21 protein-coding genes and 1 pseudogene are annotated in these 23416 nt (G+C 69.5%); 8 read left to right on the forward strand and 14 right to left on the reverse strand.

Features of this window, described 5'->3' with window-relative positions; translation table 11 throughout:
- Positions 1-27: 27 nt before the first annotated feature.
- Entirely contained in the window at positions 28-1548 is a 1521-nt protein-coding gene (locus tag ACTWQR_RS10575) for an FAD-binding oxidoreductase (protein ID WP_443226705.1), read from the reverse strand.
- Positions 1549-1616: 68 nt separating this feature from the next.
- On the opposite strand from ACTWQR_RS10575, the gene hemB reads away from it, so the two are divergent.
- Positions 1617-2609: a porphobilinogen synthase gene (gene hemB / locus ACTWQR_RS10580; protein ID WP_443226706.1), complete on the forward strand. Its 993-nt coding sequence runs from the start codon at positions 1617-1619 to the stop codon at positions 2607-2609.
- Between the two features lie 160 nt (positions 2610-2769).
- On the opposite strand, the gene ACTWQR_RS10585 is transcribed toward hemB, so the two are convergent.
- The gene (locus ACTWQR_RS10585) at positions 2770-3663 is read right to left on the reverse strand and encodes an NAD(P)-dependent oxidoreductase (protein WP_443226707.1); all 894 of its coding nucleotides are present in this window, start codon (positions 3661-3663) and stop codon (positions 2770-2772) included.
- Positions 3664-3785: 122 nt separating this feature from the next.
- Positions 3786-4532 carry a DUF4232 domain-containing protein gene (locus tag ACTWQR_RS10590; protein ID WP_443226708.1) on the reverse strand — a complete coding sequence of 249 codons (747 nt, stop codon included), beginning with the start codon at positions 4530-4532 and terminating at the stop codon, positions 3786-3788.
- Between the two features lie 215 nt (positions 4533-4747).
- Between ACTWQR_RS10590 and ACTWQR_RS10595 the strand changes: the two genes are divergently transcribed.
- The gene (locus ACTWQR_RS10595) at positions 4748-6115 is read left to right on the forward strand and encodes a helix-turn-helix domain-containing protein (RefSeq protein WP_443226709.1); all 1368 of its coding nucleotides are present in this window, start codon (positions 4748-4750) and stop codon (positions 6113-6115) included.
- Positions 6116-6222: 107 nt separating this feature from the next.
- Positions 6223-7125 carry an SAM-dependent methyltransferase gene (locus ACTWQR_RS10600; RefSeq protein WP_443226710.1) on the forward strand — a complete coding sequence of 301 codons (903 nt, stop codon included), beginning with the start codon at positions 6223-6225 and terminating at the stop codon, positions 7123-7125.
- Positions 7126-7186: 61 nt separating this feature from the next.
- Here the strand turns inward: ACTWQR_RS10600 and ACTWQR_RS10605 are convergent, their stop codons facing one another.
- The 3 genes from ACTWQR_RS10605 to argS all read right to left on the reverse strand — a co-directional run bounded on the left by ACTWQR_RS10605 (position 7187) and on the right by argS (position 11276).
- Positions 7187-7987 (reverse strand): DUF4253 domain-containing protein, encoded by an 801-nt coding sequence (locus ACTWQR_RS10605; protein WP_443226711.1) that lies wholly within the window; start codon positions 7985-7987, stop codon positions 7187-7189.
- Positions 7988-8124: 137 nt separating this feature from the next.
- Complete coding sequence (locus ACTWQR_RS10610) at positions 8125-9051, reverse strand: phosphotransferase family protein (RefSeq protein ID WP_443226712.1); 927 nt, start codon at positions 9049-9051, stop codon at positions 8125-8127.
- A gap of 461 nt (positions 9052-9512) precedes the next feature.
- Positions 9513-11276 (reverse strand): arginine--tRNA ligase, encoded by a 1764-nt coding sequence (gene argS / locus ACTWQR_RS10615; protein ID WP_443226858.1) that lies wholly within the window; start codon positions 11274-11276, stop codon positions 9513-9515.
- Positions 11277-11610: 334 nt separating this feature from the next.
- Between argS and lysS the strand changes: the two genes are divergently transcribed.
- The gene (lysS, locus tag ACTWQR_RS10620) at positions 11611-13356 is read left to right on the forward strand and encodes a lysine--tRNA ligase (protein WP_443226713.1); all 1746 of its coding nucleotides are present in this window, start codon (positions 11611-11613) and stop codon (positions 13354-13356) included.
- A 92-nt stretch (positions 13357-13448) separates the two neighbouring features.
- Here the strand turns inward: lysS and ACTWQR_RS10625 are convergent, their stop codons facing one another.
- The 3 genes from ACTWQR_RS10625 to ACTWQR_RS10635 all read right to left on the reverse strand — a co-directional run bounded on the left by ACTWQR_RS10625 (position 13449) and on the right by ACTWQR_RS10635 (position 16957).
- On the reverse strand, positions 13449-14819 hold the full coding sequence (locus ACTWQR_RS10625) for a DUF2637 domain-containing protein (RefSeq protein ID WP_443226714.1): 1371 nt from the start codon (positions 14817-14819) through the stop codon (positions 13449-13451).
- A 205-nt stretch (positions 14820-15024) separates the two neighbouring features.
- Complete coding sequence (locus ACTWQR_RS10630; RefSeq protein WP_443226715.1) at positions 15025-15912, reverse strand: DUF3558 family protein; 888 nt, start codon at positions 15910-15912, stop codon at positions 15025-15027.
- Positions 15913-16060: 148 nt separating this feature from the next.
- Positions 16061-16957 carry a DUF3558 domain-containing protein gene (locus ACTWQR_RS10635; protein WP_443226716.1) on the reverse strand — a complete coding sequence of 299 codons (897 nt, stop codon included), beginning with the start codon at positions 16955-16957 and terminating at the stop codon, positions 16061-16063.
- A gap of 201 nt (positions 16958-17158) precedes the next feature.
- On the opposite strand from ACTWQR_RS10635, the gene ACTWQR_RS10640 reads away from it, so the two are divergent.
- The gene (locus ACTWQR_RS10640) at positions 17159-18352 is read left to right on the forward strand and encodes an RtcB family protein (protein WP_443226717.1); all 1194 of its coding nucleotides are present in this window, start codon (positions 17159-17161) and stop codon (positions 18350-18352) included.
- 196 nt (positions 18353-18548) lie between these two features.
- Here ACTWQR_RS10640 and ACTWQR_RS10645 read toward each other — a convergent pair whose 3' ends face one another.
- Positions 18549-18731 carry a hypothetical protein gene (locus tag ACTWQR_RS10645; protein ID WP_443226859.1) on the reverse strand — a complete coding sequence of 61 codons (183 nt, stop codon included), beginning with the start codon at positions 18729-18731 and terminating at the stop codon, positions 18549-18551.
- An 83-nt stretch (positions 18732-18814) separates the two neighbouring features.
- Entirely contained in the window at positions 18815-19585 is a 771-nt protein-coding gene (locus ACTWQR_RS10650; RefSeq protein WP_443226718.1) for an SDR family NAD(P)-dependent oxidoreductase, read from the reverse strand.
- Between the two features lie 205 nt (positions 19586-19790).
- Here ACTWQR_RS10650 and ACTWQR_RS10655 point away from each other — a divergent pair, with 205 nt between their 5' ends.
- Positions 19791-20231, forward strand: coding sequence for an ester cyclase (locus ACTWQR_RS10655; protein ID WP_443226719.1), 441 nt, complete (start codon positions 19791-19793; stop codon positions 20229-20231).
- Positions 20232-20292: 61 nt separating this feature from the next.
- Here the strand turns inward: ACTWQR_RS10655 and ACTWQR_RS10660 are convergent.
- A pseudogene (locus tag ACTWQR_RS10660) lies at positions 20293-20626 on the reverse strand (YnfA family protein).
- A gap of 229 nt (positions 20627-20855) precedes the next feature.
- Here ACTWQR_RS10660 and ACTWQR_RS10665 point away from each other — a divergent pair.
- Positions 20856-21332 carry a hypothetical protein gene (locus ACTWQR_RS10665; RefSeq protein WP_443226720.1) on the forward strand — a complete coding sequence of 159 codons (477 nt, stop codon included), beginning with the start codon at positions 20856-20858 and terminating at the stop codon, positions 21330-21332.
- A gap of 82 nt (positions 21333-21414) precedes the next feature.
- On the forward strand, positions 21415-21909 hold the full coding sequence (locus ACTWQR_RS10670; protein WP_443226721.1) for a MarR family winged helix-turn-helix transcriptional regulator: 495 nt from the start codon (positions 21415-21417) through the stop codon (positions 21907-21909).
- A gap of 71 nt (positions 21910-21980) precedes the next feature.
- Here ACTWQR_RS10670 and ACTWQR_RS10675 read toward each other — a convergent pair whose 3' ends face one another.
- Both ACTWQR_RS10675 and ACTWQR_RS10680 read right to left on the reverse strand, forming a co-directional pair.
- Positions 21981-22382: a winged helix-turn-helix transcriptional regulator gene (locus ACTWQR_RS10675; protein WP_443226722.1), complete on the reverse strand. Its 402-nt coding sequence runs from the start codon at positions 22380-22382 to the stop codon at positions 21981-21983.
- An 83-nt stretch (positions 22383-22465) separates the two neighbouring features.
- Entirely contained in the window at positions 22466-23281 is an 816-nt protein-coding gene (locus ACTWQR_RS10680; protein WP_443226723.1) for an AraC family transcriptional regulator, read from the reverse strand.
- Between the last annotated feature and the right edge of the window lie 135 nt (positions 23282-23416).

A 23416-nucleotide genomic window follows, 5' to 3' on the forward strand; every position in this document is an offset into this window, starting at 1 on the left:
TGCCATGACCTCCTGTGACTCCCGTGGCTACGTGGCCGCGGGAGTCACGGCGTGACCGAAGCGCAGGAGGTCCGCCGGGTCGTAGGTGGACTTGGCGTGCTGGAGGCGGGTGTAGACCTCGGGGGTCCAGGCTCGGGCGCGGTCTGCCTCATCGCCCGGGCGGCCGTGGATGTTGACCATGGTCAGGCCGGTGCCGTACGGCGCCATCGCGGCGTGCAGCGCTGCCGTTGCCCGCTCGACCGGCTCGGCGTCCTGTGGGCCGGTCAGGACGGCGACCGTCTCCAGGAAGTACTCCGCGTCGCGGGCGCAGACCGCGTCCTCGACGGCGGCGGGCCGCGCCAGCGCGCCGCCCATGTGACGGAGTCCGGCGATCAGGAGCGGGCAGTCGGGGGCCGCCGGGCCGACCTGGTCCAGGAAAGTCCGTATGGCGTCGGGAGTCAGGTCACGCAGCAGGGCGCACGACTCTCGCCCGGCGAGCGGGTCCTCCGGCTCCGCGTAGATCGTGTCCACGGCGCTGTAGTCCATCTCCGCCACCGTGTCGACGACCACCGGCACCGCCGAGCGGATGGGCGCGATCAGGGCCTCGCCCTCCGCCGGGTCGCCGGTCCAGGCGAACGCCACCCGGGACCAGAAGCCGCCGCGCAGCGGTTCGGGGATCTGCGGGAGCGGTGGCAGGCGCAGGAGTGTGAACGCGGTGCACATCTGCGGTGGCACCGTGTGTGTCCAGTCGGCGTAGGCGCTCAGCAGGGGCTCCGCGTCCTCGCCCGCGCAGTAGATCGCGCCGCCGAGGACGCGGGACAGCGGCAGCAGCTCGCAGACCAGTGAGGTCACGACACCTACGTTGCCCTTGCCGCCGCGCAGCGCCCGGAACAACTCGGGTTCCTGGTTCGCGTCCGTCTCGCGCAGAGTGCCGTCGGAGGTGACGACCTGGAAGGAGCGGACGAGGTCGGATGCGTAGCCGTAGGCCCGGCCCAGGAGCGGAAGTCCGCCGCCCAGCGTGTAGCCGACCACGCCCGTGTCCGTCGACGTGCCGTTGAGCCCGGCGAGCCCGTGCGGTGCGGCCGCCTCCAGGACGTGCCGCCACTTCGCTCCGGCGGCCACCGTCGCGGTGCGCTCGTCCGGATCGATCCGTACGTCGGTCATGCGGGCGGTGCTGATCAGCAGGCCACTGTCGATGGGGAAGTTCGCGCCATGGCCGGTGGCCTGGACGGAGACGGGCGTGCCGGTGGCGGCCGCCCAGCGCATCGCGGTCACGACGTCGTCGGTGCCGGTCGCCCCGATGACCAGGTCGGGGGTGTGCGGCCAGGCCAGGTTGAAGCCGGTCACTTCCTCTGCGTAGCCGTCGTCGCCGGGGCGCAGGACCGGGCCGCGGATCTCGGAAAGGGCGAAGAGGTCGGGGAGGTGGTGGGTGGTGGTCATCGCATCCTCCTGGAGCGCGAGCGGGTTGCGCGACGGAGGGACGGCGGCGGTTCTGTTCGAAGAAAGGCCGTCGAGGTCCTTGTTCGGGGGTTGTTCCACCAGCTTGGACCCGTGGTCCTCGGGTCGCATGCGGGAGCCCCTCCGCGCCGACGCGGCGTCGGCAAAGGGGGGCCTGGGGCGGGCGTAGCGTAGGTGTCATGACGAAGTACGGATCCTTCCCCGGCACCCGGCCGCGGCGGTTGCGGACCACCCCCGCCATGCGGCGCATGGTCGCCGAGACCCGGTTGCACCCCGCGGACTTCATCCTCCCGGCCTTCGTACGCGAGGGCGTCAGTGAACCCGTGCCGATCGCGGCCATGCCGGGCGTCGTCCAGCACACCCGCGACAGCCTGAAGAAGGCGGCCGCGGAGGCGGTCGAGGCCGGGATCTCCGGGATCATGCTCTTCGGTGTGCCGGAGGACTCGAAGAAGGACGCGGTCGGTACGCCCGGGACGGATCCTGAGGGGATCCTGCAGGTCGCCATCCGTGATGTACGGGCCGAAGTCGGCGACGAGCTGCTCGTGATGTCCGATCTGTGTCTCGACGAGACCACCGATCACGGGCACTGCGGAGTCCTCGACGAACAGGGGCGCGTCGACAACGACGCGACGCTCGAGCGGTACGCCGAGATGGCTCAGGTGCAGGCCGATGCCGGGGCTCATGTGCTCGGGCCCAGCGGGATGATGGACGGTCAGATCGGGGTCGTTCGCGACGCGCTCGATCAGATCGGGCGGGAGGACGTCGCCGTCCTCGCGTACACCGCGAAGTACTCGTCCGCTTTCTACGGGCCGTTCCGGGAGGCCGTCGCCTCGTCGCTGAAGGGCGATCGGAAGACCTATCAGCAGGATCCGGCGAACTTCCGGGACGCCATGCGGGAGCTGGCTCTCGACCTGGAGGAAGGGGCCGACATGGTGATGGTCAAGCCCGCCGGACCCTACCTGGACGTCCTGGCCAGGGTCGCCGACACCGTTGACATCCCCGTGGCCGCCTACCAGATCTCCGGTGAGTACTCGATGGTCGAGGCGGCCGCCGAGAAGGGCTGGATCGATCGGGACAAGGCGATCCTGGAGACGCTGACCGGGATCAAGCGGGCCGGGGCACGGAACATCCTCACGTACTGGGCGACCGAGGTGGCGCGGAAGCTGCGCTGAGCGCTCCGCTGGAAGCGCGGTGATGCGGTGTCGATATGCGGCTCCGCCGCGGGCGCGGGCCGGTGGGGGCTGGTCGCGCAGTTCCCCGCGCCCCTTACGGGGCGCTGTACCGCACCGAACTCAGCCGAGGCCGCGTGGAAGCTGCGTCAGTTCGTCGGCGTCAGGCCCTGAGCAGCTCCACCAGGCGGGAGAGGCCGTCCGCCGAGTGGCCCTCGGCGATCGCCCGGTCCAGCAACTGTCGCATCGGGTCGAAGAGTTCGCCGCGTACGCCCTGGTCGGCGAAGGTGGCCAGGAGGTTCGGGAACGCCGCCTGGTTGACGGCCAGACTGGACACGTCGGTCAGGTGGCGGCCCGTGTCGACGGCCTCGGCCGTGCCGGGGACCAGGCCGCTCGTCATGGCCGTCAGCCAGTCGGAGAGCAGCGGGGCGAATTCCTGGGCGCTGATGTCCTGGGAACGGATCAGGGCGAACGACTGGGCCACCCCCATCACCATTCCGTACATGCCCGTCAGCAGGGACAGGTCGTACAGCGCCGCCAGGCCCGGGTCCGTGCCCGTCCAGCGGGTGCCGCCCAGGGCGGCGAGGGTCGGGCGATGCGTCTCGTACGCCTGCTGGTCGCCGCTGTAGAGGATGAAGGCGGCCGGGGTCGCGATCATCTGCGGTACGGCCATGATGCCGCCGTCGATGTAGGCGATGCCGTGTTCCTCCGCCCAGGCCGCGAACTTCCTTGCCTGGACCGGCGTTCCGTTGGTGACGTTCACCAGGGTGCGGCCCGCGAGGGCGGTGGTGTGCGGGTGGAGGAGTTCCGTCACGTCGTCGTATGTCGTGAGGCAGACGAGGGTGAGGGGGCTTGCTGCGATGGCTTCGGCCGGGGTGTCGGCGGGGGCCGCGCCTTGGGCCGCCAGCGGGCCCGTTTTCGACGTGGTGCGGTTCCAGATGGTGGTGGGGTGACCCGCCTTCAGGAGGGCGGTGGCCAGGGCCGTGCCCATGAGGCCCAGGCCGAGGACGGTTGCGGGCGCCTTCTCAGAGGTCGCTGTCAGGTCGTGTGCTGCCATGTCGACCATGCTTGTCGGGCGCCCAACTCGCCACAAGTACCGACTAATTGTTCAGCTGCTCACCTTTTGGTGAGTGAGCAGGTGGAGCAGTCGGCAGGTCATCAGGTGGATCACCAGGTGGGTCAGTAGGCGAGGGCGTCGGCCATGGACGCCTGCCAGTACGAGACGCTGACGCTGCTGTCGACGTACACGCCCTTCGCGGGGAGCGACGGGTGGGAGTTCGCGCCCTTGTCGAAGACGACCGCGAGGGACTTGGCCGTGTAGCCGTGGATACCGCTGCCGTCCGCCGAGGCCAGGAGCACGCTCGCGTAGCCGGACTCGCCCGGCGCCAGCGTGACCACCGCCTGCGGCTTGGAGTCCTCGAAGGCCGGCGGGACCGACTGGGCCTCGCCGAAGCGGACGGCGGGGTAGCCGGTGAGGTCGCAGTTCTTCGAGCCGGTGTTGGTGACGGTGAGGAGGAGGTGGTTCAGGGGACGGGTGACCTCTGTGGCGGTCGTTCGGGTGTTGGAGCCGGAGCAGGGGACGCGGGTGGCGGATGCGTTGTCCCCGGCCGTCGAGCCGGTCGAGCCGCCGGAGCCGGTCGATCCGGTCGAACCGCCCGAGCCGCCGGTGCCGCCGGTGCCGCCCGATCCTGTCGAGCCGTTCGAGGAGGAGCCCGCGGAGTCGGTCTGTCCGCCCGCGGCCGACCCTTCCCTCGGCTTGCCCGTGGGCGTCGTGGAATCGGCGGGGGAGGACGAGGCGGGGGAGGACGCGCCCTCGTCCCGGACGCCTTCTCCGCTGTTGCACGCCGACAGTGTCAGCGTGGCGATCGTGATCGCGGCGGCGGCGAGCACACGGGTGCGGGCGGTGCGAGTGGTACGTGCGGACATGGGTCATCCCCCTGGCTTGGAACGGGCGTTGAGGCAGACCGCTCGACCGGGTGCCGGGAGCGGCGTGCTTGGATGGCCCAAGCTTGTGCGGTGATCCGTCCCGACCGCCACAACTGCCGGGGCATCCGGGACGCTGGAATGCCCGCAACGGCTCTGACCTGGGGGAATGACCTCCCTCTGGAATGCGGGTCTGGGACGTGAGGAGAGGAGGAACGGTGGCGGCGGACGAGTTCCCGGAGCTGTTGGGGGAGTTGAAGCAGCGGTCCGGGCTCAGCTACGGGGTGCTGGGGAAGCGGCTCCACATGAGTGCGTCGACGCTTCACCGGTACGTCAACGGGGATGCCGTACCGACGGATTACGCCCCCGTGGAGCGGTTCGCCCGGGTGTGCAGGGCGACGCCCGAGGAGCTGGTGGAGCTGCATCGGCGGTGGGTGCTGGCGGACGCCCGGCGGGGGCAGAAGCCGGTTGAGGGCGAGGGCTCTGCTGGTGGGGCCCCTGCCGGGGAGGAGCCGGCGTCGACGGGCGGGAGTGAGCCGGATTCCGGGCCCCGGCCCGAGTCCGGGACTGCGTCCGGAGCCGTTCCCGAAGGCGGGCGTGGGTCCTCCCTGCCGAGGGCTCCGGCGGTGTCGGACGCTCCGGTGGCGCGGCGTCGGCGTACCGCCGTCCTCGCCGGTGTCGCCGTGGCCGCCGCTGTCGTGTCGGCCGCGCTCCTCGTGAACCTCGTGCCCGGCGGCGGCGAGGACGATCAGGGCAAGAAGCAGTCGGTGGGGGCCGCCGCCGAGTCCGCCGACAGCGGTTCCGGGGACGGTGATTCCGCCGACGGGGAGGGCGCGAAGGGGAAGAAGTCGGCTTCGCCCTCCGCCTCGCGCCGTGACAGTCCCGCGGCTTCCGCCTCCGCCTCCGCCTCGCGGAGTGGCGGGGCCGGGGCCGGGGCGGCTCAGGACGGCGGGGGCGGGGCCGAGAACGGTGCCGGTGCGCCCAGGGTCGCCGTCAATCCGTACGACTGGGAAGGGCCCTGCAGCCAGCACTACCTGGTCGACCGGGAGGCCGAGCAGGTGGTTCCGCCGCCGAGTGAGGCCGACGCGCGTGGGTGGGTGACCGCGCTCGGTGCGGTGGCCGGTGGGCAGCAGATGCTCGCGTTGACCGTGCAGGGCACGGGGAAGGCCACCGTCGTACTGGACGAGCTGCATGTGCGGGTGGTGGAGAAGAGCGCGCCGCTCGCCTGGAACGACTTCGCGATGGGCGTCGGGTGCGGAGGCGGCGTGGAGACGGCGTCGTTCGGCGTGAACCTCGATGCCGGGCGGCCCGAGACCTCGCCCAAGGCCGGGCAGCGGGACTTCCCCTACAAGGTGAGCGAGTCCGATCCCGAGGTCTTCTACATCTTCGCGGACGCGCGGGCGCACTACGTGAGCTGGTACCTGGAGCTGGACTGGTCCAGCGGCAGCGAGAGCGGCACGGTACGAGTCGACGACAGGGGCAAGCCCTTCCGGACGAGCGGGAACGTGGGGCGGCCCGCGTACCACTATCCGCTCGGTGACTCCGAATGGAGCCGGAACGAGCACGAGCCCGACATTCCCGGCTGATGCCGGGATGGCCGGATCTCTGGATCTCACCCTGAGGGCACCAACAAGTCGCCCTGAGAGTTAGGTTGTTGCCCGTTGAATCACGCGACTCTCCAGGGAGAGGCCTTATGCCCGGTGATGCTCTCAGCCAGGACCCCGCCGAGCTGAGAAGGAGGATCGACACCACCAAGGCGCACCCGGCCCGCGTCTACGACGTCTTCCTCGGGGGCAAGGACAACTACCCGACGGACCGCGCCGCGGCCGCCGCGGCGCTCGCGGCCAACCCGCGCGGCTACCTCGACGTCCGGCACAACCGTGACTTCATGCGCCGGGCCGTGACCCGGCTGGCGACGGAGCACGGCATCCGGCAGTTCCTCGACATCGGCACCGGGCTGCCGACCGCGGACAACGTCCACCAGATCGCCCAGCGGATCATCCCCGAGTCGCGGGTCGTGTACGTCGATCACGACCCGGTGGTGCTCGCGCACGCGCGCGCCCTGCTGACCAGCGGTCCCGAGGGCCGTACCGACTACATCGACGCCGACCTGCGCAACCCCGACCAGATCCTCGAACAGGCCAGGAAGACCCTCGACTTCGACGAGCCGATGGCGCTCGTCCTCGTGGCCCTCCTGCACTTCGTCGAGGACGAGGACGCCTACCCGATCGTGCGCGACCTGATGGACGCGCTGCCGTCCGGCAGCCACCTCGTGATCAGCCACATCACCGAGGACCTCAACGCCGAGAACATCCGCGCGGTCCAGCGGACGTACACCGAGCGCGGGTTCACCTTCGTACTGCGGTCCAAGGAGGAGGTGGAGCGGTTCTTCACGGAGACCCCCGGCACCGAGCTGGAGGAGCCCGGTGTCGTCCCCGTCCACCACTGGTTCCCGAGTCCGGCGCCCGCCCCCGAGGCCGTCGACGCGGCCTACTTCGAGACCCTCGACGACATCGAGAAGATTCGCTACCGGGACATCAACGACGTCACGGACGCCGACATCAACGTGTACGGGGCGGTCGGGCGCAAGGCCTGAGGACCGTGGCCCGAACCCCTGACTCAGTCCTACCGGATGACTCGCAGCCCGACCGGACGACTCAGTCCCACCGGAACGACCAGGTGCGTGCGCCGAGTACCTCGTGCTCGGCGTACGCCCGCAGGGAGTCGTGGCTGCCCTGGTCGATGTTGTCCGGGCAGAACGCGTAGTGCTCGGCGGCGATCGCCTCGGCCTCGGCCAGGGTCTCCGGCGGGGCGGCCGCCACGGAGACGACCAGCCGGTCGAAGGTGAGCGCCACGACCCGTATGCCGAAGCGGTCCTCCCATGAACGCAGGACCGCGCACAGGGCCGCCACGTCGTTCGCGTAGGTGACCGGACCGCACCAGCCGATGGCGGCCGGGATGTCCGCGCTGCGGCGGGCCGGGACGAGGGCGAGACGCGGCTCCTTCAGCCAACCCGAGCCGTCGACAAGGGAGTCGGCCGTCTCCGCCGCCCGCGCGTCCGGGTCGGCTTCGAGGGGGCCCGCCGTGGCGAGGCCGGGCCAGTCGGCGTCCTCCGCCTCCGCCGCGTACTCCTCCCAGAACTCCGCGAGTACCTCCTCGGCGTCGTGGTCGCCCGGATACGACGCGAGGTCCGGGTCCAACTCCCACTTGTCCGGGTGGGATTCGCCGCCCTCGCCCCCGCCCAGCAGGACCGGGTGCAGACCGGCCGCGCGGCGGGCCGACGCCAGGCGCAGCCAGTCGCCCGGGGCCGCCGGGGCGTCGGCACGCCACAGCAGCGGTTCGGGCCACGGGCCGTCGACCGTCGTGTAGAGCAGGGTCCCGGGCGGGAGATGGAGACCGAGCGAGCGGCCGGTCGGATCGGCCGCCAGCGTCGGCAGCTGGTTCGGAAGAGTCGCCATGCCCGTGACTTTAGGGCCCGCCACTGACAACGGCCCCGGAGGCCACCGGCGACGGCCGCAGCGCCACGCTCGACCGAACCGCGGCCAACGGCTCGCGTCAGTCCGGGCGGCGGCCCGCCAACTCGTACGGCGGCCCCTCAGCCCATGCCGAACCACGTCTCCGCGAGCGCGTCCAGCGTCGGCTCCGGCGGCTTGGGCATCGCCCGCATGTACCCGGGCAGGTTGCTGTAGACGTGCAGCAGCGTGTACGCCATGAGCTTGTGCGGGTCGAACGGCGGGCGCCCGTACGCCTCGTAGAACCGCTTCAGCAGCTGGGGCTGCCCGCAGGAGACGTACAGGCCCACGCCCACGAAGTCGTACGCCGGGTCGCCGATCATCGCCGGCTCGAAGTCGAACAGGCCCGTCAGACGCCAGCCGTCCGGGTCCACGGTCAGATGCTGGCGATGGAACTCGGTGTGCAGCAGAACGCGCCGCGGCGGCGCGGCCAGCGGCACCGACCCCAGGAACCACGGAATCTGCTCCAGCCACGGCTCCGGCAGCCCCGCCTCACGCTGCAGCGCCACCGCGTTCGCGCGCTGCATGTCGACGAACATGCCCCAGTCGGACGGGCCGAGCGAGGTCGCGAGCGGCGCCGGGTCCAACGAGTGCAGCTCCGCGAGGAGCTCGCCGGCCTCCGTGACGATACGGTCCTGCTCCGCGGCCGGAATCCGCGGCCACGCGCCCGCGAGGCTCTCGCCGGGCAGTCGGGACATGTGGACGAAGTACCAGCCGTTCTTGTACGCGCCCGCCGAGTACAACTGCGGTGTTGGAACCGGCAGTTTGCCGTACAGGTGGCTCAGCACCCGCTCCTCGCGCATGGCTTGCACCTTCTCGAAGGCGGGGAACAGCTTCACCACGTTCGAGGCGCCGACGGAGTACACCGGCAGTGAGCCTTCGTAGAAGCGCACCAACGGCTTCGGGTGCAGTCCGAGGCGCTCGCACAGGTCCGCGACGGCGGGCCTCAGCAAGGCCTCGTCGTGGACGACCTCCTCCAGCTCTTCGCCGGTCTCAACGAGTGGCAGCATGACTGGTCAACACCGTCCGGGTGACTGAGGTGACGGAGAAGGGCAGTGCGGTGCTCATTGCGCTCCCAGCGTGCGGTCCAACAGGGCTCTGATTTCCCTGGAGTTGGGGTGTGCGCCCCGCAGCATCGCACACTTCGGGGTGACGTCGGACACCTCGGCCCACGGCTCTCACGCTCGGTGTCCGCGCCTCCGGCGGGTCCGGCGGAAGAGGTGGCTCCGCCGGTCCCTGGGTGAGGTGCCGGACGTCGCGGGCGAGGAGGGGCAGGCGTATGCGACGGGCCCGGGTGCGGTGCCCGCCCCGCGGAATCCCAGGTCGGACGAGGGACCCATCACCTGTATCCCGAGAGCACCGCTGACGTGTACGCCTTCAACGCGGTTCACCCGAACGGTATAAAGGGGCGCTGGTTGTCATACCGGCGAACGGAACGGTCCTGGAACTCACCTGGGAACGAACGCGGAGATCAGAGGCGCTCGGGCGTCCTGATCCCCAGCAATGCCATGCCCTGGTGGAGCGTGCGGGCCGTGATGTCGCAGAGGAAGAGGCGGTTCTCGACCTGGGCCGGGGTGTCCGCCTTCAGGACCGGGCACTCGGCGTAGAACGTCGTGTAGAGCGAGGCCAGTTGGTAGAGGTACGCGGTCAGCTTGTGCGGCGCGTACTCCTCGGCCGCCTCCGCCACCGTCTCCGCGAACCGGTCCGCATGCAGGCCCAACTGCCGCTCAGCGGGGGCCAGTTCCAGCTCCGGGTGCGCGACCGGGCGTACGTCCCCGGCCTTGCGCAGGATCGACTGGATACGGGCGTACGCGTACTGGAGGTACACCGACGTGTCGCCGTTGAGCGACACCATCTGGTCCAGGTCGAACTTGTAGTCGCGGTTCGCCGACGTCGACAGGTCCGCGTACTTCACCGCGCCGATGCCGACCTGGGCACCCCGCTCGGCGATCTCCTCCTCCGAGAGGTCCTGCGCCTTCTCCCGCACGACGGCGGAGGCGCGGTCGACCGCCTCGTCGAGAAGGTCGACCAGCCGGACCGTCTCGCCCTCACGGGTCTTGAACGGCTTGCCGTCCTTGCCCAGCACGGTGCCGAAGGCCAACTGCTCCGCCTTCGTGTCGCCATTCAGCCAGCCCGCCCTGCGCGCCGTCTCGAAGACCATCTTGAAGTGCAGGGACTGGCGGGCGTCGACCACGTAAACGATCTTGCTCGCCTTCAGGTTGAAGACGCGGTCCCTGATCGCCGAGAGGTCCGTCGCCGCGTAGCCGTAGCCGCCGTCCGACTTCTTCACGATCAGCGGGACCAGGTTGCCGTCCGGACCCTTGATGTCGTCGAAGAACACGCAGAGGGCGCCCTCGGAGCGCACCGCGACCCCTGACTCCTCCAGGAGCCGGCACGTCTCGTCCAGCATGTCGTTGTAACCCGACTCGCCGACGATGTCCGGGTCCCGGATCTCCATGTCCAGCTTCTCGAAGACCGAGAAGAAGTAGATCTTCGACTCGTCCACGAACTTCTGCCACGCGGCGAGGGTCTTCGGGTCGCCCGCCTGAAGGTCGACCACCCGGCGCCGCGCCCGCGTCTTGAACTCCTCGTCGGAGTCGAAGTGCGCGCGTGCCGCCTTGTAGAGGCGGTCGAGGTTCGACATCGCCTCCTCGCCCGTCACCTGGGCGTCCTCGTGGTCCAGCTCGTGCGGGTGCTCGTCCAGATACTGGATGAGCATGCCGAACTGGGTGCCCCAGTCGCCGATGTGATGCCGCCTGACGACGGTTTCGCCGACGAACTCCAGCATCTGGACCACCGCGTCGCCGATCACCGCGGAGCGGAGGTGGCCTACGTGCATCTCCTTCGCCACGTTCGGCTGCGCGTAGTCGACGACCGTCGTGCCCGGCTGATCGGTGAACGGCACGCCCAGGCGGCCCGCCGGATCCGTGGCGCGGGACGCCAGGTTCTCCGTGATCGCCTTGTCCGTGATCGTGATGTTCAGGAACCCGGGTCCTGAGACCTCGATGTCCTTGATCACGTCACCCGTGACGATCCCGCCGACGACCTGCGTCGCCAGATCACGGGGGTTGGCCTTCGCCTTCTTCGCCAGGGCGAGGATCCCGTTGGCCTGGAAGTCCGCCCGGTCGCTGCGTCGCAGCAGCGGGTCCGCGTCCGCGGTCTCCGGCAGAGCTGCCGTGAGCGCGGCCGCTAGGCGCTGGTGGACGGTGGCGGTGAGGGACGTGACCGAGGCCATGGGGTGGGTGCCGTTCTCCTCGTGGGTACGGGTGAATGGCCAGTATCCCACGGTGGGTAAAGGGGTTTTTCGCCCCCGCCGCCCCTGCCCTTCCCATCTCTGGGAGCTACGCCCCAGAGACCCCTTCGGCCTGGACGGCCTCGCCCCCAAGCGCCGGACGGGCTGATTGGCGACGGCCCGGCCTCGAAAATCCAGCCCCGCCGGCGTTTGAAGAGCCAGATCCCGAGGGCGTTGAAAAGCCGTTTTCGTGGATGCGGGCGGAGCTGGGAGAATGGGGCGGTCAGCCGTGCGAACCGTACCGCCGGCTCATGACGAATCATTGAGAAAGAAGGACGTGCCGATCGTGGCTCAGAGCACCGAGACCACCGACTGGGTCTCCCGTTTCGCGGATGAGGTCATCGAGGAGTCGGAGCGCCGAGCCCCGGGCAAACCTGTCGTCGTCGCGTCCGGGCTGTCGCCCTCCGGGCCGATCCACCTCGGGAACCTGCGCGAGGTCATGACACCGCACCTCGTCGCCGACGAGATCCGGCGCCGTGGCCACCAGGTCAGGCACCTCATCTCCTGGGACGACTACGACAGGTACCGCAAGGTGCCGAACGGCGTCGCCGGAGTCGACGAGTCCTGGGCCGAGCACATCGGCAGGCCCCTGACCTCCGTCCCGGCCCCGAAGGGCTCCCCGCACCCGAACTGGGCCGAGCACTTCAAGGCCGCCATGATCGACGCGCTCGCCGAGCTGGGCGTCGAGTTCGACGGCATCAGCCAGACCGAGCAGTACACGAGCGGTGTGTACCGCGAGCAGGTCCTGCACGCCATGAAGCACCGCGGGGACATCGACGCGATCCTCGAGCAGTACCGGACCAAGAAGGCCCCGCCCAAGAAGCAGCAGGGGCAGAAGCCCGTCGACGAGGCCGAGCTGGAGGCCGCAGAAGGCTCGGGCGCGGCCGCCGAGGACGACGGCACCGGCACCGCCGGGTACTTCCCGTACAAGCCCTACTGCGGCGGCTGCGGCAAGGACCTCACCACCGTCACCGCGTACGACGACGACACCACCGAGCTCACGTACACCTGCGCCGCGTGCGGCTTCTCGGAGACCGTCCGGCTCAGCGAGTTCAACCGCGGCAAGCTGGTGTGGAAGGTCGACTGGCCGATGCGGTGGGCGTACGAGGGTGTCGTCTTCGAGCCGAGTGGGGTCGACCACTCGTCTCCCGGCTCCAGCTTCCAGGTCGGCGGACAGATCGTCGGGAGCGTCTTCGACGGCAAGCAGCCCATCGGTCCCATGTACGCCTTCGTGGGGATCTCCGGGATGGCGAAGATGTCGTCCTCCAGGGGTGGGGTGCCGACTCCGGGCGACGCGCTGAAGATCATGGAGCCGCAGCTCCTGCGTTGGCTCTACGCCCGCCGCCGGCCCAACCAGTCATTCAAGATCGCCTTCGACCAGGAGATCCAGCGGCTCTACGACGAGTGGGACAAGCTGGCCGCGAAGGTCACCGACGGGTCCGCCCTCCCCGGGGACGTCGCCGCCTACTCGCGCGCCGTCGGCACCGCCGCCGGTGAGCTGCCGAAGACCCCCCGCCCGATGGCGTACCGCACGCTCGCATCCGTCGCCGACATCACCGCCGGCGCCCAGGACCAGACCCTGCGCATCCTCAGCGAGCTCGACCCCGCCAACCCGCTCCCCTCGCTCGACGAGGTCCGCCCGCGGCTCGACAAGGCCGAGGCCTGGATCAACACCCAGGTCCCGGCCGACCAGCGCACCGTCGTCCGCGAGGAGGCCGACGTCGAGCTGCTCAAGTCCCTCGACGACCAGGGGCGCGAGTCGTTGCGGCTGCTGCTGGACGGGCTCGACTCGCACTGGTCCCTGGACGGGCTCACCCACCTCGTCTACGGCGTTCCCAAGGTCCAGGCCGGCTTCCCCGCCGACGCCACGCCCAAGGAACTGCCGGCGGAGATCAAGGTCGCCCAGCGCACGTTCTTCGCGCTGCTCTACCACCTGCTCGTCGGGCGCGACACCGGGCCCCGGCTGCCCACGCTGCTCCTCGCGGTGGGACAGGAGCGGGTGAGGAAACTCCTCGCCGTGTGAGTACGGCTCGTTGTACGAGGATGGGGCGCCCGGTGAGATCCGGGCGCCCCATCCTCGTACCGCATCCTCGTACCGCCGGGTGTTCCCGGGCCCTACGCGATGTGGTCCTCTTGCAGTTCCACGGTGTGGCGGTTGGTGAACCGGGTCACCAGGCGCTTGGTCTCCGGCTCCGGGAGGCTGATGCGGAACTCGGCCTCGACGTTGTCACCGAACTCACGCGGGGTCGGGTAATTGCCGTTTATCGACTGCTTGAAGACCTTGTAGTACGACTCCTCGTCCGGCTCCGGAGACGGGGCGCTCCCGCCCTCACCGAGCGGACGGGTGCGGTTGGGGCCGGACGGGATGGGGAACGTGCCCGTCTCCTCCGGGGACGGTTCCGGCTCCTCGTACGCCGGTGACGGTGCCTGAGCCGCGTAGACCTGCTGCTCCTCGTACACCTGCGGCTGCTCGGCCTCGTACACCTGCCGCTGCTCGGTCTCGTACTGGGCCTGCTGTGCCTCGTACTGGGCCCACATCTGGTCCGGAACGTACGAAGGGTCGTAGCCGCCCTCGTAGACGATCTCCTGCGGCGACTGCGGAGGCGCGAACCAGGGGCTCGAGTCGGGCTCCGGCTCCTGCGCGTACTCCAACTGCTCCGGGATCTCCTGGCTGGGGTCGCGGTCGGGCTCCTGGCGGCGCTGCTCGACGGGAGATGCTCCCGGGCCGACCTGTGCCGGGGCGGCCGCCGGTGCGTCGGCCCGCTCCAGCTCCGTCTGCTGCCGGGGCGCCGGAGGCAGCAGCGCCGGCTCGATGCCCGCCGCCGCCAGGCCCGAGGGGGCCGTCTCCGCCAGCGGCACCCCGTAGCGGGCCAGCCTCAGCGGCATCAGGGACTCCACCGGGGCCTTGCGGCGCCAGGCGCGGCCGAAGCGGGAGCGCAGGCGGGCCTGGTAGACGAGACGTTCCTGCTCCAGCTTGATGACCTGCTCGTAGGAGCGGAGCTCCCACAGCTTCATCCGGCGCCAGAGGAGGAACGTCGGCAGCGGAGAGAGCAGCCAGCGCGTGAGGCGTACGCCCTCCATGTGCTTGTCGGCCGTGATGTCCGCGATCCGGCCGATCGCGTGCCGGGCCGCTTCGACCGAGACGACGAACAGGATCGGGATGACGGCGTGCATGCCCACGCCCAGCGGATCCGGCCACGCGGCCGCGCCGTTGAACGCGATCGTCGCCGCCGTCAGCAGCCACGCCGTCTGGCGCAGGAGGGGGAAGGGGATCCTGATCCAGGTCAGGAGCAGGTCGAGCGCGAGCAGGACACAGATGCCCATGTCGATGCCGATCGGGAAGACGTAGCTGAACTTCCCGAAGCCCTTCTGCAGGGCGAGCTCGCGTACCGCCGCGTACGAACCGGCGAAGCCGATACCGGCGATGACGACAGCTCCGAAGACGACCACCCCGATGAGCATCCGGTGCGTCTTTGTGAGCTGCATTGGCGCGGTCACCCGTACTCCCCTCCCATAAAAGCCTGTTGCGCGCAACAGGGTGGCACATGTGTACGGGGTACGGGTGCGCAGTACGGCAGGAGCCCGGTCTCCGAGGGGGCCGGGCTCCCGCAAACGTCCTGGTCCGACTGCGAGTTCGGTGGCATCCGGATTGGACGCCTCAGTCCTGCCTCAGTCCGGTCTCAGCCCGGTTTCAGCTCTTCGTCGAGGACTTGCTCGGGCTCGCGGAGGGCTTGGCGGACTTGGCCGGGCCCTCGCTCGCGCCCTTGCCCGGGCTGCTGCTGGGGCTGTTGCTGGGGCTCTTGCTCGGGGAGGCGCCGGAGTCGGCCGCTCCGCCCGCCCCGTTCGCCGTCACCACCGCCTGTACGGCCTCCTTGGCGGCCTTCTGAGCCGCCTTCGACAGGTCCTCCACCTTCGGGGCCCTGTCGCCCGCCAGGCCCGCGCCGTTGTAGTCGAGCGTCACAACGACGTTCTCGACCCGGGTCACGACCGTCTGCTGCTTGAAGGCGCCTTCCTTCTTCTTCAGGTCGTACGTCACCAGCGTCGCCTCCTCGCCCGTACCGGTCACCGGCTGCGACTTGACGCTCTTCGCGCCGGTCACCGACCGCGCGTCCTCGACCTGCTCCGCGTAGTACTCCGCGGCGAGCTTGTCGCCCGCGCCGCGGGTCTCGCTCGACTCGAAACGCAGCAGGGACACATTCAGCCAGCGGAACTGCGAGCCCTTCACGCCGTTGTTGTCCAGACTGTTCCAGGAGCAGCTGCCACGCGTCCCCGTATCATCCGACTTGCCCTCCTTGTCGGACTTGGTGCCCTGCGGTACCAACTCCTTCAGAGTCTTCGACGAGAACACGTCGCAAGGCTGCGGAAGCTTCGCGTACGCCGCCTCCTTCACCACCGAACCCGCCGCCGTGGCGGACGAGCCGGAAGCGGACGCCTCGGCGCCGGAGTCCTTCTTCGCGTCACCGGAGTCGGAGCCGGAGTCCGAAGAACAACCGGAGACGACAAGCATCGCCGGGACGGCGGCCGCGCAGACAAGGATGCGGGTGAGTCGCTGACGCTGTCGCTGTGCGGGTCGGTGCATGGTTCCTTCACTCAAGACGCTCGGGTGTGCGTGCGAACGGCCGCGTCCTCGGCCGGCCGCACTCGGTCGGGTCCGAGGGGCCACGGTACGCCGTACGAGACAGGTGTGACTCTGGTTCCGCCGACCCCGAAACCCCCGACAACCGCCCCTACTCGTCGAACGTCTCCGCGAGCTGACCCGCCAGCTTCCGTGCCCTGTCCTGCATTTCCTCGCTGCTCGGGACGTCGGTCGTGGTCGCCGGCTGCTCGTCGTACTGGATCGTCACGATCACGTTGGACGTGCGGAACACCACAGTCACCGTGCGCTGCTGGGAACTGCCCAACGCGTCGTCCAGGAACGCCTGGTCGCCCAGATCGTCGAGAACGCGGGGCTGAAAGGCGGCGGGCGTGGACCCCGATGCCGAAGTGCCGTCCGCGCTGTCCGAGGGGCTCGTCGAAGGGGTGGCGGAAGCGCTGTCGTCGCTGTTCTCACCCGACGGCGTGCCGGACTCGCCCGAGGACGGGGTCGAGCCGGCCTCGCCTGACACCTCGTCCGAACCAGCCTCGTCCGAACCGGCCTCGTTCGAGGGGGACTCGTCGGAAGAGGACCCGGAGGGCTCCGGGAGGTCCGCCGCCGCCTCCTTCGTCGCGAAGATCTCCGTCGCGCGGTCGTCGTCGCTGACGGCGTTCTTGTACGACACCACACGCTCGAAGTCCACCCACAGGTGATCCGTGGCGTTCCTCGACTCCACCTTCCAGCGGCAGCCGACCGTCCGGTCCGTGTCGTACGTCTGCGTCGCCGTGCCCTCGTACGCCTTCTCGCGCTGCTCCTCGTCCGTGACCTGCTTGATGCCCGGCAGAAGAGAGTCCAGCGTGCCCTGGGACACGGCGGCGCACGGCTCCGGAAGCGTGCGGTACTTGCCGGGCTGCGCCTCGGCGGTCGTGGTGGCCGTGTCGCCCGGCTTCTGGTCCGTCGTCTCTTCGCCGTCCTCCGATCCACCGGTGCAGCCGACCAGCAGCACCGCGAGGAGCGCGGCGACGCCGGATACGTACGCCTTCCGCTGCACGGTGGGGCTCCTCTCGACGTTCCCGACGGGTCGTGACCCCGGGTGTCCTGTGGTTATTCGGTTGCCGCGCGGGGGCGGCCCCTGGAGACAATGTGTATCGCACGCACTGCCGTGAACGCCGGTCCGTTGTCCCATACGTTGACCTTGGCGCTGGTTTTGCGGTTTATGACTTCTGCTTGGCTTCGGGGGAATGAGGACGATATGTCGTACGTGGAAGTACCGGGCGCGAAGGTTCCGATCCGGATGTGGGCGGACCCGGGGGCGGTTGAGGACGTCGCGATGCAGCAGCTGCGCAACGTCTCGACGCTGCCCTGGATCAAGGGGCTGGCCGTGATGCCGGATGTGCATTACGGGAAGGGTGCGACGGTTGGGTCCGTCATCGCGATGCAGGGGGCGGTGTGTCCTGCGGCGGTGGGGGTGGACATCGGGTGCGGGATGTCCGCGGTCAAGACGTCTCTGACGGCCAATGATCTGCCGGGGGATCTTTCTCGGCTTCGGTCGAAGGTTGAGGAGGCTATTCCGGTGGGGCGGGGGATGCATGACGATGCCGTCCATCCCGGCCGACTGCACGGCTTCGCCACGGCCGGCTGGGACGACTTCTGGGGGCGGTTCGACGGGATCGCCGAAGCGGTCAAATTCCGTGAGGAACGTGCCACGAAGCAGATGGGTACGCTCGGATCGGGGAATCATATGATCGAATTGTGCACGGATTCGATCGGTTCGGTCTGGCTCATGCTTCACTCCGGGTCTCGGAACATCGGTAAGGAGCTGGCCGAATACCACATCGGTGTGGCCCAGAAACTTCCGCACAACCAGGGTCTGGTCGATCGGGACCTTGCGGTGTTCGTTTCGGACACCCCGCAGATGGCGGCCTACCGAAACGATCTGTACTGGGCTCAGGAGTACGCCAAATACAACCGCGCGATCATGATGGGACTTCTCAAGGACGTGGTCCGCAGGGAGTTCAAGAAGGCGAAGCCGACCTTCGAGCAGGAGATTTCCTGCCACCACAACTACGTCGCGGAGGAGCGGTACGAGGGAATGGATCTGCTGGTAACCCGCAAGGGCGCGATCCGCGCGGGCTCCGGCGAGTACGGGATCATCCCGGGCTCCATGGGTACCAGCTCGTACATCGTGAAGGGGCTCGGTAACGAGAAGGCCTTCAACTCGGCGTCGCACGGCGCGGGTCGGCGCATGAGCCGCAACGCGGCGAAGCGCCGTTTCACGATGAAGGATCTGGAAGAGCAGACGCGGGGTGTGGAGTGCCGTAAGGACTCCGGTGTGCTTGACGAGATTCCGGGGGCGTACAAGAACATCGACCAGGTGATGGAGCAGCAGCGCGATCTCGTCGAGGTCGTGGCGAAGCTGAAGCAGTTCGTGTGCGTGAAGGGCTGAACTGGCAGAGGGGCCCGAGCCGTTGCTGGCTCGGGCCCCTCTGTTCAGTCGATCGTTAATTGCCGCTGGGCATTGGCACTAGGCCGGTGCGCAGGCGCCAGAGGCGGATGTAGCAGCTCTTCTCGGTTCGGCCCAGTTCTTTGGCCGCTGCCGAATCGTTGTTCAGCCTCAGCAGTACTCGGTCCGGCGCCGACCGCTACTTCGCGTGTGTCACCGCGTAGATCATGACGAACGCCACGATGTGGATGCCGAAGAGGAAGTACGCGAGGTACCACCAGACGTAGCGTTCGTCCTTCTTCTCCTGGACCAGGCGGCGTTGCTCCTGTTCCCGGACGGACTGGTCGTGGACGGACTGGTCCTGGACGTGCTGGTCCCGGATGGGCTGGTCCTGCACGGCCTGCTGTTGGGTGGGCTCGTCCTGGGCCTGGGGCGGCTGCTTCTGGGCGGGTTCGGTGTCCGGCATTACAGCTCCCTGTGGACCTTCGTGTTGGAGGCCTGGGCCCGGGGGCGGACGACCAGGAGGTCGATGTTGACGTGGGAGGGGCGGGTGACCGCCCAGGTGATCGTGTCGGCGACGTCGTCCGCGGTCAGGGGGTTCGCGACGCCCGCGTAGACCTGCGCCGCCTTTTCCTCGTCGCCGCTGAAGCGGGTCAGGGCGAACTCGTCCGTCTTCACCATGCCGGGGGCGACCTCGATCACGCGGACCGGAGTGCCGACGATCTCCAGGCGGAGGGTCTCGGCGAGGACGTGTTCGGCGTGCTTGGCGGCCACGTAGCCCGCGCCGCCCTCGTACGTGCCGTGCCCCGCGGTCGAGGAGAGGACGACCACCGTGCCGTCGCCGCTCTCGGTCAGCGCGGGGAGCAGGGCCTGGGTGACGTTGAGGGTGCCGATGACGTTCGTCTCGTACATCTGGCGCCACTCCGCCGGGTCGCCGGTCGCCACCGGGTCCGCGCCCAGCGCGCCGCCCGCGTTGTTCACGAGCACGCCGATCGTCTTGAAAGCGGTGGCGAACTCGTCCACCGCGGCGCGGTCGGTGATGTCCAGTGCGTACGCCGTCGCCTGGCCGCCCGTCGCGTTGATCTCCTCCGCGAGCGCCTCGATACGGTCCTTGCGGCGGGCCGTGAGGACGACGCGGTAACCCTCGGCCGCCAGCTGCCGGGCCGTCGCGGCGCCGATTCCGCTGCTCGCGCCGGTGACGACGGCGATGCGGGAGGGGGCGGCGGGCGCGGTCATGGGCTGCTCCTCGGCGAGGGGTGCGGGCGGCGGCCCGGGGGCCGCTGCTCGCTCGTACGGGTGAGTGCTCGGGCGAATGCTCGGGCGGTTGGTTCGCCAGCCAGGATATGCGGGCAGGGCGTACGGCCGGTCGGTGACCTGATGCACGGGGTCGGGGACGGTGGGAAAATCGAGGTGGGTGATCCCCCGTGCAAGGAGGTGGATCATGGGACAGGCACGTGAGGTCATGGATCGGCTCACCGAGGCGGTCACCAACATTCCGGATCTCAAGGCACTCAGCGAGCTGTTCGCGACGGACGCGGTCGCCGTCACTCCCGACGGCGGGGAGATCCACGGGCGCGACCACATCGTCGAGTACTGGCGACAGATGACGGACGCGATCCCGGAGGGTACGTACGAGCCGGTGCACTCGTACGAGATCGGCAACACGGCCATCGACGAGGGCTTCTTCAGCGGCAAGAACACCGGGCCGATCCCGCTGCCCTCCGGTGAGTCACTGCCCGCGACCCAGAAGGAGATCAGGATCCGCGGGGTCGACTTCGCCACCATCGACGGGGAGGGTCGGATCGCCAGCTACCGGCTCTACTTCGATCAGCTGGACTTCCTGGTACAGCTGGGGCTGCTGCCGGAGAACCTGCCGGCCTGAGGCGTTCCTGCCTGCTTCACAGTCTCGCGGGTTCAGTCTCCCGGGTTTCAGTCTCCCGGGTTCAGCTTCGCGGCGCGTACATGATCACAGCCATGCCCGCGAGGCAGATCAGCGCGCCCGTCACGTCCCAGCGGTCGGGGCGGAAGCCGTCCGCGACCATGCCCCAGGCGAGGGAGCCGGCGACGAAGACCCCGCCGTACGCGGCGAGGATGCGGCCGAAGTTCGCGTCGGGCTGGAGCGTGGCGACGAAGCCGTACGCGCCGAGGGCCATGACGCCCCGCGCCGATCCACAGCCGGCCGCGGTGTTCGCGTACGCCCTGCCACACCAGCCACGCGCCGCCGATCTCGAAGAGCGCGGCGAGGACGAACAGGGTGACGGAGCGGAGGACGAGCATGCGGTCACCCTCGCATGCCCGCGTTCGGGGGTTCGTGGCGGCGGTTGGCGCCGGTTTCCTGCGTCTGACCCGCGCCTGACCTGAGCCTCACCCAGGCGGCCTTATCTCTGTCTCACCTGATGGGCGGCGCCTGCCGCACGGCCGAGGTGGCATACATCCGGTGACGTATGGACTGACACATGGGCTGGCATACGGACTGAGATCCGGGCCGACGCGGAGGACATGACACATGCGGATTCTTTGTGCGCTGGGTGCGGCCGTCGTGGTGGGTGGGGCCGCACCGGCAGTGACGGCGGCTCCGGCTGTGGCTTCGGCGGCGGCTCCCGAGGCAGATCTCGCCTATCACGGGTACGCGTCCATGGCGGGCGGGCGCGTGGCGTTGCGGATGACTCCGCGGAGCCACGGGCCGTCCGGCATCGCGGACGCGACGGTGCGGCTGCGGTGGTCGGTGCCGCTCGCGGACAGGCAGCGGCTGCCGGGCGGGTGCGCGCGTTCGGAGGCGCGGGCGGTGCTGTGCCGGACGGGTGCGTTGCCGGCGGACGGAGTGGGGAAGACGATCACCATGGCGGTAGGGCTGCGAGGGGCGCCGTCGGAGGTGAAGCTGGAAATCCACACGGTGTGGGGCGGAGGTGCTGTGGACCGCAATCACCGCAACGACCGGCAGAAGGTGCTGGTGCTGGACACCGGGGACACGTACGTCTTCTAGCCCGTCCTGGGCCCGTTCCGGTACGGCGACTTCTGCTGGTGCGGTTTCCGCGCGGCACAGGAGAAGAAGGGTGGACAGGTTCATGTCCGGGACAGCGCGTGAGCGGCTCCTTGACGAGCTGTCGGCGGTCTCGCGCCGCTACATGGCTTCGTACGCGCTCTTCAACCAGGCCGTCGCCGATCACCTGAAGCTGCATCCGACCGATCTGCAGTGCCTGAATCTGCTCAGCCTGGAGGACGGGCCCGTGACGACGGGGCGGATCGCCGAGCTGACGGGGCTGACGACCGGGTCGGCGACGCGTCTGGTGGACCGGCTGGAGAAGGCGGGTTACGTCGTGCGGGAGCGGGACGCGGCCGACCGGCGGCGGGTGCTCGTGGCGACGGTGCCGGAGCGGATCGCCGAGTTCGGCCGGTTGTGGGGTCGGCTGAGCGGCCGCTGGTACGAGCTGTTCGAGGGGCTGGAGGACCACGAGCTGGCTCTGCTCATCGGCCACATGGGTCGTACGGTCGAGTTCACGGCGGGCCAGATCACCCGCTTGAGGGAGGGCGCGCTCGACTCTCAGGCCGACGGCTCCTGAAGGCAACGGTTCTCAGGGACGGCGGTTTTCAGGGCAACGGTTCTCAGGGCAACGGTTCTCCGGGCAACAGCTCAGGATGATGACCCGTCGTAGTGCTCGCGCGCCTCGTTGACCTCCACGATGTGGACCTCCGCCCAGTCCTTCACGGCGGTGAGCAGACCGCTCAGGCCGGCGCCGAACGGAGTGCGCTCGTAGTCGACGCGCACCGGCACTGACGGGGTCACGGTCCGCGTCACGATGCCGTCGCGCTCCAGTGAACGCAGCGTCTGCGTCAGCATCTTGGGGCTGACGCCCGCGATCTTGCGGCCGAGGTCGCTGTAGCGCATCGGGCCGGCGGCGAGCGCGGAGACGATGAGGCTGACCCACTTGTCGCTGATCCGGTCGAGGAGTTGGTTGGTCGGGCAGCTCTTGAGGAACGCGTCGTACTCGACCCGTGCCTGCTCACACCGCTGAGCCGCGGTCCTGGTCGCCATCGTCCGCTCACCTCCGAGTGACGTACGCACCCGGTCGGCTGCTGTCTCCCGCGCGTGGCTGTCGCGTGGCTGTCGCGTGGTTATTACGAGGGATGCACCCCGCCCGCGTACGCCGTCGGCGGCACGCCCACCGTCGCCGTGAAGTCCCGTATCAGGTGGGCCTGGTCCGCGTAGCCGAGGTCGGCGGCGAGGGTGGCCCAGTCGACGGTCGGCGTGGACTTGGCGCGCTCGAGGGCCTCGTGGATGCGGTAGCGGAGGATGATCCACTTGGGGCCCACGCCGACGTACGCCGAGAAGAGGCGCTGCATCGCTCGCACCGTCATGCCCTCCGCGCGAGCGAAGTCGCCGACACGGCGGATCGTGCGGTCGGTGCGGATGCGGTCGACGAGGCCCATTGCCAGGTCGGCCTCGGGGTCGGGGGCCGGCGCGAGGCCGAGGAGGAACGCGTCGAGTGCGGCGACGCGGGCGTTCTCGTCGGCCGGGGTGAGGACTGCCGTGTCATTCCCTTGGCCGGCGGGGAGGACGTCGGCCAGGGGGAGGCGCTTGCCCGTCCAGTCCGACACCGGGTGCCCCGGCGCGAAGGGGCGGAAGCTGCCGGGCCGGAACTTGATGCCGCACACCCGTCCCCGCCCCTCCAGCTTCTGCGTGAAGAGGCCGAGCTGGATGCCCGCGACCTCGACGAAGGGGGCCTGGCCCTCGAACTGCTGGAAGACGATGTGGACGGCGGGGTGCGGGACCACGTGGGAGACGTACGGCTCGGGAAGGTCCCAGTCGATCAGCCAGTAGTGCTCTACGTGGCGGCGGAGGGGTTCGGCGGGCTCGGGGCGGCGGAAGTCCACGCGCGCGAAGAGCTCCGCGGCGCCGACGATGCCTCGGGTGTCGCGGCGTGGGGCGGCCATGTGGGGATCGTAGGGCGAGGCACTGACATTGATGCTGATACGCGGATTTCGGTGGTCAACGTTGGTGTGCCCACACCTGTGGGCCCACGCGCATGTGCCGACACCCGGAGGCCCGCACGCGTCTGCCAACGCCGG

Source organism: Streptomyces sp. 2A115 (assembly GCF_052245575.1).
Lineage (GTDB): Bacteria > Actinomycetota > Actinomycetes > Streptomycetales > Streptomycetaceae > Streptomyces.

Bases quoted from the DNA above. Each gene is read 5' to 3' on its own strand.
- ACTWQR_RS10575 (WP_443226705.1), bottom strand. From the start codon at position 1,548: ATGCGACCCGAGGACCACGGGTCCAAGCTGGTGGAACAACCCCCGAAC.
- hemB (WP_443226706.1), top strand. From the start codon at position 1,617: ATGACGAAGTACGGATCCTTCCCCGGCACCCGGCCGCGGCGGTTGCGG.
- ACTWQR_RS10585 (WP_443226707.1), bottom strand. From the start codon at position 3,663: ATGGCAGCACACGACCTGACAGCGACCTCTGAGAAGGCGCCCGCAACC.
- ACTWQR_RS10590 (WP_443226708.1), bottom strand. From the start codon at position 4,532: ATGTCCGCACGTACCACTCGCACCGCCCGCACCCGTGTGCTCGCCGCC.
- ACTWQR_RS10600 (WP_443226710.1), top strand. From the start codon at position 6,223: ATGCCCGGTGATGCTCTCAGCCAGGACCCCGCCGAGCTGAGAAGGAGG.
- ACTWQR_RS10605 (WP_443226711.1), bottom strand. From the start codon at position 7,987: ATGGCGACTCTTCCGAACCAGCTGCCGACGCTGGCGGCCGATCCGACC.
- ACTWQR_RS10610 (WP_443226712.1), bottom strand. From the start codon at position 9,051: ATGCTGCCACTCGTTGAGACCGGCGAAGAGCTGGAGGAGGTCGTCCAC.
- argS (WP_443226858.1), bottom strand. From the start codon at position 11,276: ATGGCCTCGGTCACGTCCCTCACCGCCACCGTCCACCAGCGCCTAGCG.
- ACTWQR_RS10625 (WP_443226714.1), bottom strand. From the start codon at position 14,819: ATGCAGCTCACAAAGACGCACCGGATGCTCATCGGGGTGGTCGTCTTC.
- ACTWQR_RS10630 (WP_443226715.1), bottom strand. From the start codon at position 15,912: ATGCACCGACCCGCACAGCGACAGCGTCAGCGACTCACCCGCATCCTT.
- ACTWQR_RS10640 (WP_443226717.1), top strand. From the start codon at position 17,159: ATGTCGTACGTGGAAGTACCGGGCGCGAAGGTTCCGATCCGGATGTGG.
- ACTWQR_RS10650 (WP_443226718.1), bottom strand. From the start codon at position 19,585: ATGACCGCGCCCGCCGCCCCCTCCCGCATCGCCGTCGTCACCGGCGCG.
- ACTWQR_RS10655 (WP_443226719.1), top strand. From the start codon at position 19,791: ATGGGACAGGCACGTGAGGTCATGGATCGGCTCACCGAGGCGGTCACC.
- ACTWQR_RS10665 (WP_443226720.1), top strand. From the start codon at position 20,856: ATGCGGATTCTTTGTGCGCTGGGTGCGGCCGTCGTGGTGGGTGGGGCC.
- ACTWQR_RS10670 (WP_443226721.1), top strand. From the start codon at position 21,415: ATGTCCGGGACAGCGCGTGAGCGGCTCCTTGACGAGCTGTCGGCGGTC.
- ACTWQR_RS10675 (WP_443226722.1), bottom strand. From the start codon at position 22,382: ATGGCGACCAGGACCGCGGCTCAGCGGTGTGAGCAGGCACGGGTCGAG.
- ACTWQR_RS10680 (WP_443226723.1), bottom strand. From the start codon at position 23,281: ATGGCCGCCCCACGCCGCGACACCCGAGGCATCGTCGGCGCCGCGGAG.